This is a genomic window from Rhizobium sp. 01T437, from assembly GCF_056398505.1.
This window is the reverse complement of sequence record NZ_JBFTPM010000012.1, coordinates 1-19,123: the sequence shown is the minus strand read 5'-3', so window position 1 is coordinate 19,123 and position 19,123 is coordinate 1. Positions and strand designations below refer to the sequence as shown.

Genomic DNA, 19,123 nt, shown 5'->3' with positions numbered 1-19,123 from the left:
CGCCATGCTGAAAGCTCCGATACGCTTCATTGTTGTGGAAGGCGCCTGCGAGATCGCAGCGCGTTCGGAATAGTCTCAAAAACCTCCGACTAGACACATATTCCGCATCGAATGTTCGGCCGAAGAGCAAACTGCGATGGCATTGTATGAGGTGCGTCGCCGTTGTACCATGGAGCCTGACGGTTGCGCAAAGTGCTCGGTCTATAGCCGGAGCCAAAGTCCGGTCGCACGCTTCAACCCGATGAATAAGTGGCCGCGGATCATGGAACTTATCGTCGCCCTTGGCCTGATTGTCTTCAAGGTCGCGTTTCTGATTGCGATCCTGCTGCTGCTGCCGTTGCCGCTAACCTGGCTCGAACGCAAGATCGCCGGGCACATCCAGCAACGGATGGGGCCGATGCGCGTCGGGTGGCACGGGCTGCTGCAGCCGGTGGCGGACGGAATAAAGCTCTTGACCAAAGAGGACCACATCCCGGCCGAGGCCGATCGCTTCCTGTTCAAACTGGCGCCGATCCTGGCGCTCACCCCGCCCTTTGTGGTGTTCGTCGCGATCCCCTTCGGCGAAAGCATCTCGGTCCTCGGCGCCGAGATCACGCTTTACGTCTCCAACATGAATGTGGCGCTACTCTTCATCTTTGCGGTGATCGGGATCGAGGTCTATGGCGTCATCTTCGGTGGCTGGGCCGCCAACAGCAAATACGCGGTCCTCGGCAGCCTCAGGACCTGCGCGCAGATGATCAGCTACGAGATTCCGATGGGGTTTGCGGTGATCGGGGTGGTCATGTTGGCGCAATCCATGAGCCTGCTCGACATCGTGCGGGCCCAGACCGATGTCTGGAACATCGTCTACCAACCGGTAGGCTTCTTCGTGTTCTTCGTCGCCGGATTGGCCGAAGCGCAGCGTATTCCCTTCGATCTTTCGGAAGCGGAGGGAGATCTCGGGGCCGGCTTCCATACCGAATACAGCGGTATCCGCTTTGCGTTTTTCATGGTCAGCGAATATGCCATCGTGTTGCTGGTATCGGTCCTGGTGGTGATCCTGTTTTTCGGCGGCTGGAACGGTGTACTGATCCCCTTGCCACCACTCCTCTGGTTTGTGCTCAAGGTCGCATTCTTCGTCTATGTGTTTATCTGGGTCCGCTTCACTTTCCCCCGCTACCGCTACGACCAACTGATGGCGATCGGATGGAAAGTCTTGCTTCCTCTGTCGATGGCGAACATAATTATAACCGGTGTACTTTTAGGGGCCGTAGCGGCTCCGTAGCGAGGCGGCGATGTCGCGCGCGCAGGACAGAGTTGGAACATGGATTGGCTGGGCGTTCTTCGCCGACCTGGCGAATGCGTTGGCTCTGACCTTCGGCTACCTGTTCTCCAGAACCGTAACCATGCAATATCCGGACAAGGAAAAATGGCTACCCTACTCACGCTATCGCGGGCATCACTTCCTGACGCGTGATGAAGAGGGCGAGATCAAGTGCGTGGCCTGCGAACTCTGCGCGCGGATCTGCCCCTGCGACTGTATCGAAGTCGTCCCCTACGAGGACGAGAAGGGCAACCGGCACCCGGCCAAATTCGAGATCGACACGGCTCGCTGCCTGTTCTGCGGGCTGTGCGAGGACGCCTGCCCAGCGGATGCAATCGCGCTTGGCCAGCAGTACGAATTTTCGAGTTTTTCCTCGCGTGACCTGGTGATCGGGCGCGACGACCTGCTCGCCAAGCCGGGCAAGGCTGAAACCGGCGGCGGCGTGGTCGCCGCGCGCCTGAATACACAGAAGGACGTGCTCGTCGAGACGAAAGAGATGCAGGGCTACAACTGGTGGCGGAATATCCGGCGAACGTGAACGCGCGCCATCCGTCAAGCCGGAGCGCGCAGACAGGAGGCTCAGATGCTTGTCGGCGAAATTATGAAGAACAAGGGTGTCGGTGTCATCGCTGTCGCTCCCGATCAGACGATGGTGGAAGTCTTGAGGCTGTTTCGCGACAACAATATCGGCTTCGTCGTCGTCAGCCAATCGAACGACGAGTACCTGGGTTCGCTATCGGAGCGGGATTGCTGCAATGCGGTGGCGGAATACGGGGCCGAGGCGGCGATGATGCGGGTCGCGGATGTCATGAACCGCAATGTGGCGACCTGTTCGACACGGGATTTGCTACCTGTTGCGATGGGGATCATGACCCAGCGGCGTACGCGTCATGTGCTGGTCCTGGATGGAGGCGACGTTGTCGGCGTGGTCAGTATCGGCGACGTGGTTAAACACAGGCTCGACGAGGCGCAGCGCACAGAGCAGGATCTGCAGGATTACATCTGCGGGACCAGGTATCACTGACGTCGCCAGCTTGATGTGAAGACGCTGGGGCAGGGCAGCCTGCCGGGTGGCCTGCGGCGCCCCGACCCCAAATCTTCAGACCCCACGCCAGATCCGGCTCGTGCGGTCGGCCTCAAGAGTGGCCTGCACCTTCTGGACCTTCACCGGGCATGGGTATTCGCCCCGCCGCATCAGGCCGTTGAGACGCAAGGCTCGATAGTTTTCCGGAACGAAGACGAGGCCCTTGGGAAACCGCCTGTCGACCTTGAGCTGCGCCGTGAGTTCGCCCTGGGCCGAACGCACAATGACCTGATCGCCATCTAAAAGGTCGAGCTGTGCGGTATCCTGCGCGCTCATCGCGACATAGGGATCATTGGCGACCGTGTTTAAGATGTCCGACCGTTCGGAAAGATATCCGTTGTGGAACAGGCAGTCGCCGGTGATCAGCATGAGCCGGTCGGCTGCTGGCGGGACGGGCGGCGGCGCAAAGAACCTGGCCACAGGTGGCGTCGGCACCGCCTTGGTAAATGCGCCGTCGGCGCCAAGTCCGCCCTGCGTCAAGCCCTGATAGGCTGGAACCAGCCGTGCAATCTCGTCGAAAATTTCGCCTTGCGTCGACGGCCGCAGTGCCTGGTTGCGAAGCGCTGCGACGAAGTCGAAAATCGCCAGATTGCTCCGCGCCTCGAAGGCGGGTTCGCGGAATTTGCGGACCGTCTGGGTCCGGCCCTCGTTGTTGGTGAACGTACCGGTTTCCTCGCCGTAACCTGCCGCGGGCAGGACGACCTCGGCAAGGCCCGCCGTATCCGTGAGGAAGGCGTCCTGCACGATCAGGAGATCGGCGGCGCCAAGCGCCCGCGTCACGAAATCCCTGTCGGGATAGGCGATCAGGGGGTCGGTTCCGACGATGTAGAGAGCGCCCATCCGCCCGCCGACGCAGAGCTCCAGAATGGCGTCGAGATCCGCGCCAGGGTCAGACGGGATTTCGGCGCCCCAGTTCCGCGCAAGACTTGTGCGCGCCACATCGTCGGCGACCGCCCGCAGCCCCGGCAGAGCCGCCGGCAGAACTCCCATGTCCCAGGCGCCCATCTGGTTGGCACGGTCGAAGAGGAACTGCATCGCCAGGCCCTTGCCGAGCAGGCGCAGAACTTGCAGCAGGTTATTGATCTGCTGCAGCGTCGCGCGCGCTTCGGGTGATCTCAGGAGGTCGACGCTGACAAGCACGGTGACGCTGCGGCCTTCCTTGAGTGCCGCGGCCAGACGATCCGACCCGTCAATGCCGGTTTCGGCCGCCGGTTTGCCGATTGTCGCGGCGATGCCTGCAAGAACGTCGTCCGGCAAGGCCTGACCGACTGCCGCTGCGAGACCGGCCACTACCGCTGCAAGGCTTGCCGCTTCTCCGCCCGGCGGCACGCGAACCACCACCCTGGCATCGGCATCCAGACGGGATGGCCGCGCCGAGAGCAAGAGCAATCCGGTCTGCCGCCGCCGCACGCCATCCCGCAGCAGGTATTCGGTGACCGGGTTCTCCTCGGTGACGTTGCCGCCGACGACGAGCACGCAGTCGTTGCCGATCACTTCGTCCAGCGGTGCGCGGCTGTTGAAGGCTGCCAGTAGCGGGCCGAGCGTATCGAAGGGCGTGGACCAGCGTGACGAACAATCAATGTTGTTGGTCCGGAATGCCGTCCGCATCAGCTTCTGAAACTGATAGAGCATCTCGTTGGGGAGGCGGGGCGAGGCCAGCCCGCCGGCAGCCTTGCCCTCGACGGCCGATAGCCGCCGGCGCAGATAGTCCCCAGCCTCATCCCAGGAAACCGGAACCAGGGCGCCATCACGACGGATCATCGGTCGCCTGATCCGGTCCCGGCTCGCGACGAAATCGAGGCCGAAGCGTCCCCGAACGCAGAGCGTTTCGCGGTTGACCCCCTCGTCCCATTTCGAGCGCACCCGCATGAACTCGCCCTTGCGTGTGCCCACCGTCAGCTGGCAACCGGTGCCACAATGCGGGCAGACCGTGTCGGTCTCGATGAGATCCCAGGGCCGCGCCTTGTAGCGATAGGGGAAGCTCATCAGCGCGCCGACCGGGCAGACCTCGACGCAATTGCCGCATTGGTCACAAGCCGCGAGACTGCCCTCGAAGCCGGTGACGGCGGTATCCATGCCTTTTTCGATGGTGCCGAGGGCGACCGCGCCGACGACCTCCTCACACATCCGGACACAGCGCTGGCACTGGATGCAGCGGTTGACGTTCATGATGATGACCGGGCTCAGACGGATGTCCTCGGAGTGGAACACACGCTTGTCATCGCGGAATCGGCTCTCGCGGGGCCCGTAGGCCATCACCATGTTCTGAAGCTCGCATTCGCCGCCCTTGTCGCAGATCGGACAGTCGAGGGGGTGGTTGGCGAGCAGCATATCGAGCATGGAAGAGCGCGTTTCCTCGATCAGAGCTGTGTTCGCCCGCACCACCATACCCTCGGTGACGGCGGTGGCGCAGGATGGCTGCAGCCGCCGCTGCCCCTCGATCTCCACCAGGCACATGCGACAGGAGGCCAGCGCCGGCAGACGCTTCAGATAGCAGAAGGTCGGGATATCGATGCCCAAACGCTGGGCGGCCTGCAGCACTGTCGAGCCAGCCTCAACTTCCAGCGTTTGTCCATCGATCGTGATGCTAACCATACTTCCTCGCAGTCCTGTCGCAGCGCACGCCTTCAGTGAAAGGGGCACCTGCGGTCCTCGATATGGGCAACGAACTCATCGCGAAAATGGCCGAGTGCCGCCCGCAACCCCATCGCCGCCCCGTCACCCAAGGCACAAAACGTATTGCCGAAAATGCCTTTGCAGAGCATCTCCAACTGCTCCAGATCGCCGGGCGCACCTTCGCCGGCCTCGATCCGGCGCAGGACCTTGACGACCCAGTTCAATCCTTCCCGGCATGGCGTGCACTTGCCGCAGGACTCATGATGGAAGAATTCGATGATCCGGGTGGCGACCTTGACCATGCAGGTCGAGTCGTCGATCACGATAACGCCAGCCGAACCGAGCATCGAGCCGGCGGCAGCCAGCGAGTCGAAATCCATCCTCACCTCCAGCCCGTGCTCCGGTATGACCGGCGCTGAGACCCCGCCCGGGATCACCGCCTTGATTTTGCGTCCCGGCAGCGCGCCGCCGGCGTGGTTCTCGACCAGTTCGCGCAGCGGTATGCCCATCGGCAACTCGTAGAGGCCGGGTTTGCGCACCTGCCCACTGAGGCAGTAGAGCTTCGGGCCGGGGCTCTTGTCCGGGCCGATGCCCCGAAACCAGTCCGACCCCCATATGACGATATGCGGCACGCAAGCGAGCGTCTCGACATTGTTGATCACTGTCGGGCTGGCGTAGAGCCCGGCCACGGCCGGAAATGGTGGCTTCAATCGCGGCTGCGCCCGCTTGCCCTCGAGCGATTCGAGCATCGCAGTCTCCTCGCCGCAGATATAGGCGCCGGCGCCGCAGTGGATGTGGACGGCGAAATTGAAATCCGAGCCCAGAATGCGCTTTCCGAGATAGCCCTTTGCGTGGGCCTCGGCGATCGCCTGCTCCAGACGACGGGTCGCCGTCACATATTCTCCGCGAATGTAGACATAGGCGGTTTCGGCCCCGATCGCGTATGCACTGACCGCCAGCCCCTCGATCAGTTGATGCGGGTCGCGCTCCATGATGATCCGGTCCTTGAACGTGCCCGGCTCGCCCTCATCGGCGTTGCAGCACAGATATGTCGGCTTGTCGGTGCGCTTCGGCACGAAACCCCATTTCATGCCCGTTGGGAATCCGGCACCGCCGCGACCGCGCAGGTTGGACCGTTTGACGAGGTCGACAACCTCGTCAGGCGTGTACTCGCGCAGCGCCTTTTCCAGCGCCTGGTAGCCGCCGCCAGCCTCGTAGGTCGACACCAAATGATTGTCGGCCACATCGACATTTTTGAGAAGAACCGGCTCGAACATGGCGCTACTCCCCCGGCAGCCGCGCAGAGGCGTGCTCGACGCTCGGCGCTCCCACTGTCGCCCGCAGGCTGTCCAACAGTGCGTTTATCCGCGCCACATCAAGGTTGGCGTGGTAATCGTCGCCGACTTGCATCACCGGAGCCATCTCGCAGGCGCCGAGGCATTCGACGGTCGAAAGCGTGAACAGCCCGTCCGGGGTGGTCTCGCCTTTCCTGATCCCCAGCACCGTTTCCAGGTGGTTTAGCAGCTCCTCTGATCCGCACAGCATGCAGGAAACATTGTCACAGAGCTGCAGGTGGAACATTCCCACCGGCTCGGTGTGGAAGAGGGTGTAGAAAGTCGCCAACTCGTAGACCCAGATCCGCGCGACTTTGAGAATGTCGGCGACCTCTTCCAACACTGGCCCAGGCAGATGGCCATGTTCTTCCTGCGCGATCAGCAGCGCGGGCATGATCGCAGAGCGCTGGTCGGGATAGCGCGCCGCCGCCTCTTCGATCTTTTCGCGCATGGTCATCGCATTCAAATCCTTGCTACTTGTCCACCTCCGCCATCACAGGGTCGAGGCTGCCGAGCACGGCGATCATGTCGGCCAGATAGCGGGCGTTGGTGACCCCGAAGAGGGCCTGAAGATTGACGAACGAGGGTGCCCGCACCTTCATGCGGAACGGTTTTGGCGACCCGTCGCTGATGATGTAGAAGCCAAGCTCGCCCTTTGGCGCCTCGATCGCCGAATAGACCTCGCCCTTCGGCACCTTGAAGCCGTAGGCCGACAGGTCGAAATGCTGGATCAGCGCCTCCATCGAGCAATGCACCCGATCCTTGTTGAGCGGGAAGGCGATTGTCGGATTGTCGATCTGGAACGGCCCCTCAGGCATCTGGTCGATGCACTGTTCGATGATCCTCATGCTTTCGCGCATCTCGTCGACGCGGCATCGCCAGCGTGCATAACAATCGCCCTCGTTACGGGTGATGACGTTGAAATCGAGCCGGTCGTAGATCTCGTAGGGCTCATCGCGCCGGATGTCCCAGTCGACACCGGAAGCACGCAGGTTCGGGCCGCTGAGGCCGAGATCGACAGCATCCTCGGCGGAGATCACGCCGATCCCCTTCGTGCGATTGAGAAACACCCGGTTGTTTTCGAGCAGTCGCTCATAGTCGCGGATCCGGTTCGGGAAGATGTCGCAAAACTCCCGGATCTTGGGGAAGAACCCGTCAGGCAGGTCCTCGCGCACCCCGCCGACCCGGCAGAAGGACGTGTGCATGCGCGCACCGGTGATCATTTCCAGGAGGTCCATGATCATTTCGCGCTCGCGCATGACGTAAAGCAGCGCGGTCATGGCGCCGAGATCCATCGGCAGCGCGCCGGTGATCAGGAGGTGACCGGAGATCCGTGCCAGCTCGGCCATCATCACGCGGATATATTGCGCCCGGATCGGTGCTTCTATGCCGAGGAGTTTCTCCACCGCCAGCGCGAAGGCGAGGTTGTTCGAGGGCGGACAGAGATAGTCGAGCCGGTCCGTCAGCGGGAAAATCTGGGTATAGGTGAAGCTCTCCGCCAGTTTTTCGGTGCCGCGATGGAGGTAGCCGATATGCGGATCGACGCGCTCGACGAACTCGCCGTCCAGTTCGAGGACGAGCCGAAGAACCCCATGCGTGCTGGGGTGCTGCGGACCGAGGTTGAGAAGCACTTCCCTGGTATTGAGCGCTTCGCCCTCAGGCCTGCTGAGCTCGGTGACTTCGGTCATCTCAACGTTCCGGCGTAGAACGGCCTCCCTTACGGAATGTCCCTGGTGGCAAGGTCGGGCTGCGTTGGCGGCGGACCTTCGGCCCCGAAGGGGTTCAACGTGTCCCTATAGCCCCTTAAGGGGAAATCCTTGCGCTGGGGAAAGCCCTCGAAGCCTTCCCACATGTAGATCCGGCGCAGATCGGGATGTCCCTCGAACCGGATGCCATACATGTCCCAGGCCTCACGCTCATGCCAGTTGGCGGTGCGCCAGACTCCCGTGACCGAAGGCACTTCAGGAGGATCGCCAAGCCGGCACTTGATGCGGACCCGCCACCTGTTGGGCAGCGAATAAAGATGGTAGACCGCCTCGAACCGCGGCGTTTCGGGATAGTGATCGACCCCGCAAATGTCCGAGAGGAAATTGAATTGCAGCGCCGGATGCTCTTTCAGGAACCGGCAGAACTCGACGATCCTCTCCGGCGGAACGGCAAAGGCGTCGATACCGTGCGCAGTGCCGAGGTCCTCGATTGTTTCTCCGAAGCGCTCCATGATCAAAGCGCGATTGAGGGACGGCTTCGCACTCATGACGCTATAACCCGATCCAGGGGTGTGCCGGCCAGCGCCCGGGATCTCTTGATCTTTTCTTGAAGCAGGAGGAAGCCGTGCATCAGCGCCTCGGGCCGGGGCGGACAGCCGGGCACATGCACATCGACGGGCACGAAGGTTTCCGATCCCTGCACCACGGCATAGGTGTTGTAGACCCCGCCCGAAATAGCGCAGGTGCCCATGGCGATCACCCAGCGCGGTTCCGGCATCTGGTCGTAGAGCCGCCGCACAACGGGCGCGAATTTCCGGGTCACGGTGCCGGCGATGATCATGACGTCGGATTGTCTCGGCGAAGGGCGGAACACCACGCCGAACCGGTCGAGATCGTAGCGGGCGCAACCGGCCGAGATCATCTCGATGGCGCAGCAGGCAATGCCGAAGGTCTCCGGCCACAGCGCCGATCTCCGGCTCCAACTGATGATGCTGTCGGCCGTGGTGAACAGTACGCTGTCGCGGATCGCGTTGTTTACGCCTCCCATTCCAGCGCTCCTTTCAGCCAGGCGTAGGCGAAGCCCACGAGAAGCAGCACCATGAAGACGATCATCTCGACATAGCCGACCAGCCCGATCTCTTTCAGGACGACGGCCCAGGGAAAGAGGAACATCGCTTCGACATCGAAAACGACCAGCAGGATCGCGAGGATAAAGAACGGCACCCTGAAGCGGCCCGCCGCCGCTTCGCCCGCTGCATCCATGCCGCATTCATAGGGCATGTTCTTGGCGGGATAGGGATTGGATGGGCGCAGCAGCGAGGAAACGAACAACGTCACCCCCACCACCAGAACGACTCCGGCGACCATGAAAAGAACGGGCAAGAATTCCATTGCAGTCATATCACTGCACCGGTTGCCCACCGACCTCGTCGCGAACCGGTAAATCGGTCCGCCGCGGCGCGACTTGGGCAATCCTTTCTCCGCTTTCAAGTCTATTCCGTCGGTGTGATCATTGCAAATCCAATCGCTCACCCACCAAAGACTGAATCTTGGGCAAGCTTCAGAAACCACGACGGAAACAGGCCGATGCCGATGGTGCCGGCGGCGGTAACGGCGAGTGTCACGCCGACCAGAGGCGTCAGCGCCGGGGCGAACGCTCTCTTCGGCTCGCGCATGTAGATCACCATGACGATGCGGATGTAGAAATAGGCGGCGACGGCGCTGAGCAGCACTGCGATTACCGCCAGCATGACGAAACCACGCTCGACGAGGGCGACCAGCACGTAAAACTTGGCGAAGAACCCGGCCGTCGGCGGAATGCCGGCCAGCGAGAAGAGAAAGAGCAGCATCAGAAGTCCCAGCCCCGGATGTGACTTGGCAAAACCCGCATAGTCTTCGATGACCTCGCCCGAGAAATCGCCGTTCCGCATCATGATGACGGTGCCGAAAATGCCGAGATTCATGAAAGCGTAGATCAGTAGGTAAAGCATCACGCTGGCGATCCCATCGACCCCGCCAGCGGCCACGCCGAAAATGGCGAAGCCGGCATGGGCGATGCTGGAATAGGCCAGGAGACGCTTGAAATTATCCTGGACCAGCGCCACGAAACTGCCGAGCGCCATCGTCACCACCGCAATGACGGCGAGGATGATCCAGACGTCCGAGGCTGCGACCAGAGGGTTGAGGAACACCCGCAGGATCACCGCGAACCCCGCCGCCTTGGGCCCCACCGACATGAAGGCGGTGATCGTCGTCGGCGCGCCTTCATAGACGTCCGGCAGCCACATATGGAAGGGAACCGCGCCGACCTTGAAGACCAGCCCCGCGACGATGAAGACCACCGCCAGCAACAATCCGGGATCGAGCCGATCGCCGGTCACGGCCGCAGCCATCCCGTCCAATTGAGTTGTGCCGGTGAGCCCGTAGACCAGCGAAACGCCGTAAAGGAAAATCCCGGTCGAGACCGCGCCAAGGATTACGTATTTCAGGGCTGCTTCGTTCGACCGCCGCTCACGCCGCAGGAAGCCGGTCAGCACATAGGTGCAAATCACCATTAGTTCGATGCCCACATAGATCGACAGGAGATCGGTCGCCGAGGCCATGATCATCATGCCCGAAAGCGCCAAGAGCAGCAGGACATAGTATTCGCTGCTGCCGATCCCTTCGATATCGGCATATTTTCGCGAAAGGAGGAATGTCAGAACGGTGGCCAGGTAGAAAACGAACTTGAAGAAGACCGCGAAGCGGTCGGCGATGAACATGCCCGTGTAGGCCGGCCGCACCTCGCTTGCCAGCATCAGTGTCGCCAAGGCGGCAATCAACACGACCGCGACCGACGCCCAGACAAGGAAATGTTCCTGTCCCTTGCGCACAAACTGTCCCAGGATCAGCAGGATGCAGGCGCCGGTGATCACCACGATCTCGGGCAGGCTCGCCAGGGCCGACTGGAAAAGCGTGGCGGCGGTCATGGGCCGCTCCCTCTACTTTGCACCTGCGTCAGCAGATGCTTCACCGAGGCATCGATTATGTTGAGAAAGGGTTTTGGATAGAGCCCAACCCAGAGCACGAAGACGGCCAGCGGCAGGATCGCAGCCATCTCACGGGCGTTCACGTCGCGTATCGTCAACCGGGCGCCGACGCTGGTCGGGCCGAGCGCGACTTTCCCATACATGCCAAGCAGATAGGCAGCCCCCAGCAATGCGCCCAAAACGGCGGCCGAGCCGGCGACCAGGTTGGCCGCAAACCCGCCTGACAGCACCAGCAACTCGCCGACGAACGAATTCGTTCCCGGCAGCGCCATCGACGACAGGGTAAACAGTGCCAGAAACGTGGTGTAGACCGGCGCCACCTTCATCAACCCGCCATAGTCGGCGATGCTGCGGGTATGGGTCCGCTCGTAAATCAGCCCGACGAACAGGAACAGGGCGCCTGTCGTGACGCCGTGATTGAACATCTGCAGGATCCCGCCCTCGAGCCCACGGAGGTTCAGCGCAAAAATCCCCAGCGTCACGAAGCCCATGTGGCTGATGCTGGAATAGGCCACCAGCTTCTTCAGATCGTCCTGCGCCAGCGCGAGCAACCCGCCATAGACGATCGCAAGCACCGAAAGCGCCAGCATCAGCGTCGAATAATACATCGATGCCTCCGGCAGCATCGGCAGCGAGAACCGCAGGAATCCGTAGGCGCCCATCTTCAGGAGCACGCCGGCGAGGATAATGCTGCCCGCCGTCGGCGCCTGCACATGGGCGTCCGGCAGCCAGGTATGGACCGGCACCATCGGCACCTTGACCGCAAAAGCGATCAGGAAGGCGAAGAACAGCCAGGACTGGATCCGGAACGGCAAGTCCTGCTCTGTCAAAGCGAGGATATCGAAGGTCCTGCCACCGTAGAAATAGAGCACGATGACACCGATCAGGAACAGGAGGCTGCCCGCCAGCGTATAGAGGAAAAACTTGATCGCCGCATAGACCCGACCCTCGCCGCCCCAGACGCCGATGATGAGATACATCGGGATCAGCATCGCCTCCCAAAAGACGTAGAAGAGGAACAGATCGAGCGCGCAGAAGACCCCGAGCATCAGCGCCTGCATGGAGAGCAGGCAGATCATGAATTCCTTGACCTTGCGGTCGATCGCGACCCAGGAGGCGAGCACGCAGATCGACGCCAACAGTGCGGTCAGGAACACGAAGAGCGCGCTGATTCCGTCGATGCCAAGCGCATAATTGATCCCGAGCGCGGGCACCCAGGGGCGCGTCTCGGTGAACTGCATGGCATGGGTCGTGGTGTCGAAGCCCGTCAGCATGGCGATGCAGAGAGCAAGGTCGAGGACGGTGAAAGAGAGCGCAGTCCACCGCGCCGCATCGTCAGCGCGCAGGAACATCAAAACCGCGGCCCCGGCGACGGGTGTGAATATGATGAGGCTGAGCAGCGGGAAGCCCATGGCACCCCCTACCGCCACGCCACGACGAAGACGGCGGTGGCTGCGATCAGACCGACGACCATCGCCAGCACGTAATGGGTCACGACACCCGTCTGGAGCCGCCTGAGCCGCCCGCCGCTGTGCAGGATCGAGTGGGCAATGCCATTCACGACGGCATCCACGCCGGCAAGATCGAGCCGGAGTCCTGCCCGCGCCGCGCCGTGCAGCAAGGGCAGCGCCGCGGTCTCGGAGACATTGCTCACCGCCTGCTCATAGCGCGCCAGCGGCCTTTCGGCGAGCCACATGAAAGCCCGCGCGCCCTTGCGATAAAACCAGTCGGTGTCGAGGCTGATCGTCTTCTCCGGATCGAGCGCCCAGAGGAACAGCACGAACCCCAGGGCGGTGAACATCAGCAGCCCGAGGCTCTCCATGACATGCGAGCCCGTATAGGGTTCGAAATCCACCGGATAGGGCAGAAGCGCATAAAGCGGCTGGGGGAACACCCCGATCGCAATGCAGAGCACCGCCGCCATGCCCATGGCAATCAGCATGTTGCGCGGCGGCTCCCGCGCCTCCAGTTTCCGGTCCGTCCCGAAGAACATGTAGTAGGGAAGCTTGAGGCCGGTGTGCAGGAACGTCCCGGACGATGCCATCGTCAGCGCCAGCACCACAACCGCGCGGTGATCTGCTCCTGCAGCCGCTATCACCATCGATTTGGTGACGAAACCCGAGAAGAACGGGAAGGCCGAGATCGCCAAGGCGCCGACCATGTAAAGCGCCACGGTGAGCGGCATAGTCTTGTAAAGCCCGCCGAGCTCGGTGAGCTTGCGTCGGCCGGTGACGTAGATGACTGCCCCGGCACCCATGAACAGCAGCGCCTTGTAGAGGATATGCGCGAAAGCGTGGCTGGCGGCTCCGTTTACCGCCATCTCGGTCCCGATGCCGATACCCGCGATCATATAGCCCACCTGGCTGACGATGTGATAGGCGAGAAGCCGCCGGCAATCGTTCTCCAGCACCGCGTAGATGACGCCGTAGAGCGCCATGATGGTGCCGAGCCAGACCAGGAGCTCGGTCCCCGGAAACGCCCGCGCCAGCACATAGACGGCGGTCTTGGTGGTAAACGCGCTCATGAACACCGCCCCGGTGACGGTCGCCTCCGGATAGGCATCGGTCAGCCAGGCATTGAGCGGCGGCACGGCCGCGTTGAGGATGAAGCCGGCGAGGATCAGGTAGTCGCCGACCCCCATTCCCCCGTTGGTGAGGGGGCCCCCGATCGGGCCGAAAAGCAGCGAACCGGTGGCGAGCCCGTGGGAAATGATGCCGCCGAGCAGGACGACGCCGCCGGTGATATGGACCATGAGATAGCGGAAGCCGGCCCGGATCGCCGGCCCACCACGCTGCGCGAAGACCAGATAGGCGGAAGCAAATGCCATGCCCTCCCAGAACAGGTAGAGGGTCAGGTAGTCACCGGCAAACACCACGCCAAGCGCGCTGCCGACATAGACGAATGCGGCCACGTGCTGGCCGGCATCCGTCAGATGCAGCGCGTAGACCATGCCGATCAGCGCCATGATGGTGAAAACGGTGGCGAAGACGATGCTGAGCTTGTCCACCTTCGCGATCAGGATCTCCTGCCCGATGAACCGCGTTTCGCCATAGCTGCCCGGCTCCATCGCAAGCACGGCAAGGATCGCCAGCGCAGGGATCAGAACCAGATAGGCCTTGCGGACCGATCCGCTGAGGAACGGGATCGGCAGGGCGCCGACAATAAAGAGCAGAGCCGGATGGATGAAGTCAGTCATAATAGTCCTCGCGCCGCATCAGCCCGACCCGATGGCCGAGAAACTTGGAAACGAAGATAAGCAGGACGCAGGAGACGAAGCCGTAGACGGCCGACCAGCCCGGCAGGCTGTCCCACAGATATTCGGCGTGTTCGCGAGAAACCAGAAAGTCGGCGACGACGATCAGGACGAGCACGACGTAGAACAGTCGGCGGCGCGGCCTCGCATATTGCTCGTCACCAAAGAAGTCGACGACACGCTTGATCATCGGATCACTCCGTCTGCCAGGGTGAGAAAATAGCCCGGGAAAATGCCCATCAGCACCGACAGGATCGCCGTTGCGACCAGCGGAATCGTGACCAGCGGAATTTCACGGACCGTTGTGCGGCTCTCCTGCTTCTCCGCCTGGAAGAAGGCGGCATAGCTGATCGGCAGGAAATAGGCGGCGTTCAGGATCGAGCTCACCAGGAGCACGACCAGGAACGCGGTCTCTCCCGCCGCCACGGCGCCCTTCGCCAGATACCACTTGCTGACGAAGCCCGCAGTTGGCGGCACGCCAATCATGCTGAGCGAGGCGACGAAAAATGCCCCCATCGTCCAGGGCAGCCTGCGCCCGATACCGGCCATGTCGCTAATGTTGCGCTTGCCCGACGCGCAATAGATCGACCCGGCGCAGAAAAAGAGCGTGATCTTGGAGAATGCGTGCGCCGCGATGTGGATGATCCCGCCGACCATCGCGACCGGCGACAACAGAACCGCGCCCAGCACGATGTAGGAGAGCTGGCTGACCGTCGAATAGGCGAGCCTGGCCTTCAGGTCGTCCCGCGTCAGGGCGTAAATCGACGCCATCAGGATCGTGAACGATGCCAGATAGGCCGTGGCGATGCCGAGGCCCAGCCCGCCCACCAGTCCCGTGCCGAAGACATGGAACACCACCCGCAGCACGCAGAACACGCCCATCTTGACCACTGCCACTGCATGCAAAAGCGCGCTGACCGGTGTCGGCGCGACCATCGCGGCGGGCAGCCAGGCGTGCATCGGCATCACAGCGGCCTTGGCGAAGCCGAAAAGATAGCAGAAATAGACGGCCGTCAGCAGCGCCGCCGAGGCATCGCTCCTCGCCAGCAGCCCCCCCGCGACAAAGTCGAGCGACCCCGCAATATGGTAGGTCAGCGCCAGTGCGGCGAGCAGCGCGCTTTTCGAGGCGCCCATCAGATAGACGAGGTACTTGCGACCGCCCCTCCAGCCCTCTTCGTCCTCGTGGTGGTAGACGAGCGGATAGGTAACGAGGCTGAGCACTTCGTAGAAGATCACCAGCGTAAACAGATTGGCGGCGAAGGCGCCCCCGGCGGCGGCCGCAAGACTGCTGGCGAAGCAGGCGAAGAACCGGGTCTGCGCATGCTCGTTCAAATGCCGCATATAGCCGATGGAATAGATCGCCGCGACGATCCACAGCAGCGACGAGACGGTGGCAAACACCATGCCGAGCGCATCGACCCGGAAAGCAAAGTCAATCCCCGGCAGAATCTCGAACAGGCGCAATTCGACCGTCCCGCCCGAAAGCACCGTGGGCGCCATCGACATGACAATCGCGAACATGGCGATCGCGGCCAACGGCGAAACCAGATCGCGAAGTCGCTCGCGGTTGTTCAAAAGGAGAACGGCTAGGGCCGCCAGACCGGCGACGGTGATGGCAAGCAACGGCCGGATCGATACAACCGGGTCCAAAGCCGCTATCCTTTCATCACCGTCACGTCGTCGACCTTGAGGGTGGATTTGTTCCTCACGAGGGCGACCAGGATACCGAGGGCGACGGCAACCTCTGCCGCGGTGATTGCGATGACGAAGATCGCGAAGATCTGCCCGCGGAAATCGGCGTGGTAACGCCCGAAAGCGATGAAATTGATGTTGACCGAGTTGAGCAGCAGCTCCAGCGACATCAGGACGACGAGAATATTGCGCCTGAGCAGCACGCCCGCCGCTCCGATCACGAACAGGACCACTCCGAGCACAATATGCCACCAGAGCGGAACCATCACCCCTGCTCCTTCCGCGCCAGCATGATGGCGCCGACCAGGGCCGCCAGCAGGATTACGGAGGCGGTTTCAAACGGCAGGAGATAGTCGGCGAAAAGGGCTGTGCTAAGCTGCCTGACGTCATCGCCGCCACCCATGGCGACGGGCTCCATGAGCGAAAAGCGGTCGCTCCAGAGCACCAGCACGAGCATCTCGAGCCCGAGCAGGACGAGCAGTACCAGAGCCGGGAGGTTGCCGCCCGGCAAGAACCGCTGCAACACTGCTTCGCGCACATCGATCATCATGATCACGAACAGGAACAGGACCATGATCGCGCCGACATAGACGAAGATCTGGATGACCGCGAGCAACGGTGCCTCGAGCAAGACGAAGATTGCCGAGACCTGCAGGAAACACGCCATCAGCGCCAATGCGCTGTGAACCGGATTGCGCGCCAGGACCACCGTCAGGGCCGTGATCACGGATACCGTAGCGAACAGAAGAAAGAACCCCTGATCCATCGACGCCGACCCTCCGACGCGAACTGTCACTCGGCGCGAGACGGCCGGAATTGAGACTGCGCCGCAACTTCAGATGCCTTCGCAAATTGTGCCCTAGTATCGGATTTTTCACAAGATTATTGTCATCGGCGGAGCAAAACCCGACCAGTCCGGATGTGGTAAAGGCCGCTCGCGAAGCACGCTCTCTCGAAAGCGCCATAGCAAGTGGATCTAGCGTGGCTGTTTGGGGCAGACCGTTCCGGGCCGACTGGGCGACTTCGGCTACCGAGGCTTCATCGACCTCTACATGGATGGGACCCCGATCTTGCACGCTATCGCGCGTTTTCGGAAAGTGGGCAGGCTCACGAGCAGATGTAACGGTCATATCTCGATGACCCCATCGTCAGAGTCCGCTTTGCCTCAGCTTGAGGAGCGGCGATGGCGCCAAACCTGGATCGCCCACCGACATGCGGCCGCCGCCGACGGTAAATCCCGATTGAGAAAGACATAGGGTCACGACATGAGCGACGACGGTTTACGCTGGAGGCTTATCATCACCAGAACCGCTTTGTGTCCAGCACGTCGTCGAGCGAAGCCTGTGCCTTTTCGATGAGAACCTGCTTGTCGGCATGCGGAACGACACTGTCTCTTGCTGGATGTTCGGCCAGACCGTGCTTTTCCAGGACGTGAGGAGCAGTCGCGAGGTCGTTCAGAGCGCCGAGATCGTCCTGCAGCATTTCCATCGCGCTCAGAAACTTCCTGTGCCGGCGTGCCCCGCGCTTGTCATCGAAGAGCGACCCGAAGAACTCCGCCGCATACCTGAATTTCTTGGCATCCTTGCGAACTTCGTGCCGGTGCTCGTCGTCTATCGTCGAAAGCGCCTTTCCGTCCTTCTTCAGCCGTTTGCGCCTCTTCTCCAGGACGCGCGCAGCGAAATCCTGCGCAGTTGGGACTTCCGACGGGACGAGCCCGCTGTTTGCAAGATGGTCGGCGCACTGGAGCCATTCGCGTAAATCGAGCATCAGGGCTCTTGCCCTTGTGGAATTCAACGCTTCGATCGCTTCCTCATATGTGGCCTGGCGGGCTGCCTTCAGCTTGGAGATGAGATCGGCGTCCCGCGCCTTGCTCAGCAGGACATCCACGTTGCGGGCCTCGCCCAACACCATAGCCAGCCAGCGCAGTTCGCCGTTGAGGCGCACCGGTTCGTCACCCCAGACGATCGGCTTGAAGAGAGAGAATCCCGAGCGGAGACGCCGCAGGGCCACCCGAGCCTGGTGCAGGGCTTCAGGCTTGCGCTTTTCAAGGAGAGCGTCTTCGTTCAGACGGAAATGCCGGAGGCAGGAACTCGCAATTGCCTGGAAAGCAGTAACGGCCGTCATGTCGCGGTCAAGATGAAGACTTTCGGCCTTGTAGGCCGGTTTCTGCGCTTCGATGAGAACGAAGCCTCTTTCAGCCTTTGAGCGGATGCCGAACCTGAATGCGGCAACCGCATCGATCCTGCGGGCAAAGACGAAAAGGTCGCTTGGATCACCCTCCTTCAGTTCCAGCTCGGCTTCGCGGATCGACGAACTCCGGTCGCCGGAATTCGCCTCGCCGGTATCGATGACGACCTCGATCCGGGAGCCATTCTCCTCGACGTTCCACAATTGCCGCTCGATTGCGACGTCGAACACGGGCTCGAGGCTCAGGTTATCGCCGAACTCTCCAACCAGCGGGCTCGTGTGATCAAGGACGGGTTCTTCTCCCTCGACGGGCGTCTCCCATTCGAAACGGGCAAACAGTGATCTGCTGGGACCGCTGGCCTTCACCGTCTGGGTCCGCGCCGCCCCAACCTGCCGGATGCGCAGCGTGTATCCGTTCCGCCATAGGGTGCGATCGACCGTATCGAAGTAAGTCGACTTTTGATTTAAAACTTTGTCGGGTTTCCCAAGAAGATCGGAACTGAGAAGAGCGTTCACGGCTTCCGTTGACAGATCGAGCTTGATTTCGATTTCCGATGACAAGATGAACTCCGGCTGTTGGCGGGCGGTCCTCAACGCTGAGCGTGCTGTCATAGTGCGATGATACAGCGATTTCATGAAACAAAATCGAAAATCGACAACCTCCATGCTTGCCAAGGACCTCAAAGCATCGCGTTCCGGCAATGCCGGCTGCGACCTGCAGCAGGCAGGAGCCATCTGCTATCGTCGCAACGGAAGTGGCCGGCTGCGGGTGCTTCTGGTCGCAAGCCTGCGGAACGGCCGATGGGGCATCCCAAAAGGGCATCTCGATCCGGGCGAGACCAGCTCTGTCGCTGCTTTGCGGGAAGCGTTCGAAGAGGCTGGCGTCGCCGGAGAGGTCGATCCGGAAGTCTTCGGGTCA

Annotated in this window: 19 protein-coding genes; 4 read left to right on the top strand and 15 right to left on the bottom strand. The window is 61.7% G+C overall.

Annotated features, from left to right (window positions below; all coding sequences use genetic code 11):
* The first annotated feature begins 262 nt into the window (after positions 1-262).
* Genes nuoH through AC1DM5_RS23610 form a run of 3 tightly spaced genes read left to right on the top strand, consistent with a single transcriptional unit; the run spans position 263 to position 2,327 of the window.
* On the top strand, positions 263-1,264 hold the full coding sequence (nuoH, locus tag AC1DM5_RS23620) for an NADH-quinone oxidoreductase subunit NuoH (protein ID WP_439018547.1): 1,002 nt from the start codon (positions 263-265) through the stop codon (positions 1,262-1,264).
* A 10-nt stretch (positions 1,265-1,274) separates the two neighbouring features.
* Positions 1,275-1,841: an NADH-quinone oxidoreductase subunit I gene (locus AC1DM5_RS23615; protein WP_439018546.1), complete on the top strand. Its 567-nt coding sequence runs from the start codon at positions 1,275-1,277 to the stop codon at positions 1,839-1,841.
* A 45-nt stretch (positions 1,842-1,886) separates the two neighbouring features.
* The gene (locus AC1DM5_RS23610; RefSeq protein WP_477822442.1) at positions 1,887-2,327 is read left to right on the top strand and encodes a CBS domain-containing protein; all 441 of its coding nucleotides are present in this window, start codon (positions 1,887-1,889) and stop codon (positions 2,325-2,327) included.
* Positions 2,328-2,402: 75 nt separating this feature from the next.
* On the opposite strand, the gene nuoG is transcribed toward AC1DM5_RS23610, so the two are convergent.
* The 15 genes from nuoG to AC1DM5_RS23535 all read right to left on the bottom strand — a co-directional run bounded on the left by nuoG (position 2,403) and on the right by AC1DM5_RS23535 (position 18,765).
* Entirely contained in the window at positions 2,403-4,982 is a 2,580-nt protein-coding gene (gene nuoG / locus AC1DM5_RS23605; RefSeq protein ID WP_477975729.1) for an NADH-quinone oxidoreductase subunit NuoG, read from the bottom strand.
* 32 nt (positions 4,983-5,014) lie between these two features.
* Entirely contained in the window at positions 5,015-6,280 is a 1,266-nt protein-coding gene (gene nuoF / locus AC1DM5_RS23600; protein WP_477975727.1) for an NADH-quinone oxidoreductase subunit NuoF, read from the bottom strand.
* A gap of 4 nt (positions 6,281-6,284) precedes the next feature.
* Positions 6,285-6,794, bottom strand: coding sequence for an NADH-quinone oxidoreductase subunit NuoE (gene nuoE, locus AC1DM5_RS23595; protein ID WP_477975725.1), 510 nt, complete (start codon positions 6,792-6,794; stop codon positions 6,285-6,287).
* A gap of 16 nt (positions 6,795-6,810) precedes the next feature.
* Positions 6,811-8,025, bottom strand: a complete 1,215-nt coding sequence (gene nuoD / locus AC1DM5_RS23590) for an NADH dehydrogenase (quinone) subunit D (RefSeq protein ID WP_477975723.1) — start codon at positions 8,023-8,025, stop codon at positions 6,811-6,813.
* 29 nt (positions 8,026-8,054) lie between these two features.
* A complete protein-coding gene (locus AC1DM5_RS23585) occupies positions 8,055-8,591 on the bottom strand; it encodes an NADH-quinone oxidoreductase subunit C (RefSeq protein WP_477975721.1) in 537 nt (178 codons plus the stop codon).
* Positions 8,588-9,091, bottom strand: a complete 504-nt coding sequence (locus tag AC1DM5_RS23580; protein ID WP_003582024.1) for a NuoB/complex I 20 kDa subunit family protein — start codon at positions 9,089-9,091, stop codon at positions 8,588-8,590. The genes AC1DM5_RS23585 and AC1DM5_RS23580 overlap by 4 nt, the downstream gene beginning before the upstream one ends.
* The gene (locus AC1DM5_RS23575; RefSeq protein WP_008522877.1) at positions 9,079-9,444 is read right to left on the bottom strand and encodes an NADH-quinone oxidoreductase subunit A; all 366 of its coding nucleotides are present in this window, start codon (positions 9,442-9,444) and stop codon (positions 9,079-9,081) included. Before AC1DM5_RS23575 ends, AC1DM5_RS23580 begins: the two co-directional genes overlap by 13 nt.
* Before the next feature lie 128 nt (positions 9,445-9,572).
* Positions 9,573-11,012 carry an NADH-quinone oxidoreductase subunit N gene (locus AC1DM5_RS23570; protein WP_477822449.1) on the bottom strand — a complete coding sequence of 480 codons (1,440 nt, stop codon included), beginning with the start codon at positions 11,010-11,012 and terminating at the stop codon, positions 9,573-9,575.
* Positions 11,009-12,484: an NADH-quinone oxidoreductase subunit M gene (locus AC1DM5_RS23565; RefSeq protein ID WP_477975719.1), complete on the bottom strand. Its 1,476-nt coding sequence runs from the start codon at positions 12,482-12,484 to the stop codon at positions 11,009-11,011. Before AC1DM5_RS23565 ends, AC1DM5_RS23570 begins: the two co-directional genes overlap by 4 nt.
* A gap of 8 nt (positions 12,485-12,492) precedes the next feature.
* A complete protein-coding gene (locus AC1DM5_RS23560; protein WP_477822451.1) occupies positions 12,493-14,268 on the bottom strand; it encodes a Na(+)/H(+) antiporter subunit D in 1,776 nt (591 codons plus the stop codon).
* Positions 14,261-14,515, bottom strand: a complete 255-nt coding sequence (locus AC1DM5_RS23555) for a hypothetical protein (protein WP_477822452.1) — start codon at positions 14,513-14,515, stop codon at positions 14,261-14,263. Before AC1DM5_RS23555 ends, AC1DM5_RS23560 begins: the two co-directional genes overlap by 8 nt.
* Positions 14,512-15,975, bottom strand: a complete 1,464-nt coding sequence (locus tag AC1DM5_RS23550; protein ID WP_477822453.1) for a monovalent cation/H+ antiporter subunit D family protein — start codon at positions 15,973-15,975, stop codon at positions 14,512-14,514. Before AC1DM5_RS23550 ends, AC1DM5_RS23555 begins: the two co-directional genes overlap by 4 nt.
* A 5-nt stretch (positions 15,976-15,980) precedes the next feature.
* On the bottom strand, positions 15,981-16,283 hold the full coding sequence (nuoK, locus tag AC1DM5_RS23545; protein ID WP_477822454.1) for an NADH-quinone oxidoreductase subunit NuoK: 303 nt from the start codon (positions 16,281-16,283) through the stop codon (positions 15,981-15,983).
* Positions 16,283-16,783, bottom strand: a complete 501-nt coding sequence (locus AC1DM5_RS23540; protein WP_477975717.1) for an NADH-quinone oxidoreductase subunit J — start codon at positions 16,781-16,783, stop codon at positions 16,283-16,285. Before AC1DM5_RS23540 ends, nuoK begins: the two co-directional genes overlap by 1 nt.
* 533 nt (positions 16,784-17,316) lie before the next feature.
* A complete protein-coding gene (locus AC1DM5_RS23535) occupies positions 17,317-18,765 on the bottom strand; it encodes a CYTH and CHAD domain-containing protein (RefSeq protein WP_477822456.1) in 1,449 nt (482 codons plus the stop codon).
* A gap of 103 nt (positions 18,766-18,868) precedes the next feature.
* Between AC1DM5_RS23535 and AC1DM5_RS23530 the strand changes: the two genes are divergently transcribed.
* Positions 18,869-19,123, top strand: a 255-nt coding sequence (locus AC1DM5_RS23530) for an NUDIX hydrolase (protein WP_477822461.1), incomplete at its 3' end; no start/stop codon positions are given.

Coding starts and splice junctions, on each gene's coding strand:
- nuoF (WP_477975727.1), bottom strand. CDS start 6,280: ATGTTCGAGCCGGTTCTTCTCAAAAATGTCGATGTGGCCGACAATCAT.
- nuoK (WP_477822454.1), bottom strand. CDS start 16,283: ATGGTTCCGCTCTGGTGGCATATTGTGCTCGGAGTGGTCCTGTTCGTG.
- AC1DM5_RS23610 (WP_477822442.1), top strand. CDS start 1,887: ATGCTTGTCGGCGAAATTATGAAGAACAAGGGTGTCGGTGTCATCGCT.
- nuoH (WP_439018547.1), top strand. CDS start 263: ATGGAACTTATCGTCGCCCTTGGCCTGATTGTCTTCAAGGTCGCGTTT.
- AC1DM5_RS23540 (WP_477975717.1), bottom strand. CDS start 16,783: ATGGATCAGGGGTTCTTTCTTCTGTTCGCTACGGTATCCGTGATCACG.
- AC1DM5_RS23555 (WP_477822452.1), bottom strand. CDS start 14,515: ATGATCAAGCGTGTCGTCGACTTCTTTGGTGACGAGCAATATGCGAGG.
- AC1DM5_RS23580 (WP_003582024.1), bottom strand. CDS start 9,091: ATGGGAGGCGTAAACAACGCGATCCGCGACAGCGTACTGTTCACCACG.
- AC1DM5_RS23565 (WP_477975719.1), bottom strand. CDS start 12,484: ATGGGCTTCCCGCTGCTCAGCCTCATCATATTCACACCCGTCGCCGGG.
- nuoE (WP_477975725.1), bottom strand. CDS start 6,794: ATGACCATGCGCGAAAAGATCGAAGAGGCGGCGGCGCGCTATCCCGAC.
- AC1DM5_RS23575 (WP_008522877.1), bottom strand. CDS start 9,444: ATGACTGCAATGGAATTCTTGCCCGTTCTTTTCATGGTCGCCGGAGTC.
- AC1DM5_RS23570 (WP_477822449.1), bottom strand. CDS start 11,012: ATGACCGCCGCCACGCTTTTCCAGTCGGCCCTGGCGAGCCTGCCCGAG.
- nuoG (WP_477975729.1), bottom strand. CDS start 4,982: ATGGTTAGCATCACGATCGATGGACAAACGCTGGAAGTTGAGGCTGGC.
- AC1DM5_RS23585 (WP_477975721.1), bottom strand. CDS start 8,591: ATGAGTGCGAAGCCGTCCCTCAATCGCGCTTTGATCATGGAGCGCTTC.
- AC1DM5_RS23560 (WP_477822451.1), bottom strand. CDS start 14,268: ATGACTGACTTCATCCATCCGGCTCTGCTCTTTATTGTCGGCGCCCTG.
- nuoD (WP_477975723.1), bottom strand. CDS start 8,025: ATGACCGAAGTCACCGAGCTCAGCAGGCCTGAGGGCGAAGCGCTCAAT.
- AC1DM5_RS23615 (WP_439018546.1), top strand. CDS start 1,275: ATGTCGCGCGCGCAGGACAGAGTTGGAACATGGATTGGCTGGGCGTTC.